Consider the following 2,357-nt stretch of genomic DNA (forward strand, 5'->3'; position numbering starts at 1 on the left):
AACGGCAGTTACTCCAAAGCCATGGGACGCAGTGAAGACCTGCGCCGGGCGGGAATCTACGACAGGATCAAGGGGTCTAAGCTCTCAGACGAGGAGAAATCGAAGCTGATGAACGAGGTAAACCGTCAATACGGCGTTGAACCCGGCGGCGACGACATGGCAACCAAGCGCACGGTAAAAGATATTCAGCAGATGGTAGACCAGGGGATTTCGGGATCTAAGACACCCAGTGGAGCGAGCGCCGCCACCTCTCAGGACGCCAACACGAAGGCCACCGAGAATCTCACCCAGACACTCCAGTACCTCAACAAGAACATTGGCGAGACGCTTCGCACACAGCAAAGCGCCGCGCCGGGATCTCTTCGCGGCGGGAACCTCTACGATGCCTACTCAATGGGCGCACTTCGCTACGGGACTTTAGGTTAATTTATGGCTGGGGGAATGTCGGGGGCGGAAGCCAATGGCGCGATCACGCGGGGGCGGGTCACCCGGGCAAGGCTGGATGTGCCAGAGACGTTCGCTGTGCAGGATACCGGCGTGGCCGAGGTGCGGCGGCATGGGGCGGTATCCCAGGTAGCGGCGCGGTCCAAGGGGGCGAACTCCTTCTACGCCAACAGTGTCCGGCTCTACGCCTCGGGCGCGTGGGGGCTGCAACCGCTTCAGCTCAGGCTCGCGCAGCTCCAGGAGCGAACGGCGGGTGCGGGGTCTGTCTATCTGACGAGCGCCTCGGGTGGCTCGGGCGCGAACCTGCTCCAAGCCGCCGCTGTGACGGCCTACCCTAAGTTTCGTCGCCCTACAGGCACGGGCATGGGCGCGGTGACCTCGGGAACCAACGCAGACGGAAGCGACATCTTCATCCGCTCAAAGATTGTGGCAGGGGCAAGCTGGGATCAGAGCGCGAGCGTCAGCACCGAAGCGCACATCACGGCCCTGACGAGCACCCTCACTGCCATTGAGACCACTACCCAGCCGCTTGACATCCTTGCTCGCTCCAGCGCCGCCCAGGCCGCAGATACGGGCTTCTGCGTTCGATTTTCTCTTCCTGGAACCCGGCAGCACGTCCCGGACTGGATCGCCGCGTTCTCGTTTGGCCAGTACGCGCTCCTGATTGGCGGCGACGGTGAGCTGCGGCTCTGGCACTATGCGCCCTACCTGAGTGCTCCGGGCGGCGCTTCTGAGTGGCGCTCCGTCCTATCTGCTCGCTATTGCTCTCCCTCACAGGTGAGCAACAACTCCCACTGCCTCTGCATCTTTCCGCACATGGGCGAGAGCGGCGAGAAGCATATCTCTATTCTCTCGCTCAACATGGATGCCAGCTCGGTTTCGGCAGCGGGTGGCGCTTCAACTCTTTCGCCTGCTCAGGGCAACACGGGCGCTCACACCACCACCGAGGCGCTCTTTAGCTTCGACGGCCTCAGCACCAAGCAGGTGGACCAGGGAGCCACAGGCCAGGTAACAACGAGTCAGCGAATCTATCTTTTGGAGCGGCGCGACATCCGGGGCGAGTGGCAGCTCTCACGCCTGAGTTACCCCGTGGGCACGAGTACTCCCGCAGGCAAGCTGATCGGCCAGGCGCACGCTCCGACAACGCCGATTGCACTCGGGGGCTTGGCGGCAGGGGCTTGGGCGCTGACAAAGTTCTCACGCGAAGCCGGAGCCATGACGATCACCCCGCGCCTCAAGGACTCCCTGACGCAATCCGCAACCCTGATTGACTACCCCTTTCCGCTATTTGATTTCTACAGCGATGGCACCAAGACGCCGCTACTCTATGGCTACACACTGGTTAAATCCGCCACAGTGCAGACCATCACGCCCGGGGAGTTTTCCGTACCCGTGAAGAATGTTCAGGTGCAGCTCGGGGGCCAGGACGCACGAAACGAAGTGGCAAAGCTCACGATCGAAGACCCTGCCGACTCGTGGCCGCGCCTACGCAACCGGGGGCGGCTCTCGCTGCGGCTCACCACGACCTACACACCGCCGGGCGATACCGAAAAGACCATCACGCTCTTTCGCGGGGCCGTGTCCAGGCCGACACGGACTAAGAAAGGAACAGTGAATGCCAAGCAGGGCATGGGCGGCGCGGCGCGTGCTTACCCGTCGCCCGAGTGGAGCGAGTACCAGTGCAATGCGGCGGGAATGTGGGAAAGACTCTCCGCGACCACCCTGCGAACCGCACTCTCCTACGATCTGTTTTTGTCAGATCCTGCTGCCGCTCTTGGTGCAGACGGATCTCTAACCCCGTGGAAGGTCACGGATGTTATCAAGCGGCTCCTGAGTGCAGCGGGGTTTCCCTCAGGGATGCAGCGGATTCCTGACCTTGCGATTCGTCTTCGTGCGGGCATCGGGACCAGCAT

At 62.2% G+C, this 2,357-nt stretch carries 2 protein-coding genes; both read left to right on the top strand.

The window, feature by feature from the left end:
- A partial coding sequence (locus ACH2EH_RS02015; protein WP_395138367.1) for a hypothetical protein occupies nucleotides 1–426 on the top strand: 426 nt, incomplete at its 5' end.
- Between the two features lie 3 nt (nucleotides 427–429).
- The coding region (locus ACH2EH_RS02020; protein ID WP_395138369.1) for a hypothetical protein at nucleotides 430–2,357 on the top strand (1,928 nt) is incomplete at its 3' end.

The organism is Armatimonas sp. (assembly GCF_043760365.1).
Classification (GTDB): Bacteria; Armatimonadota; Armatimonadia; order Armatimonadales; family Armatimonadaceae; genus Armatimonas.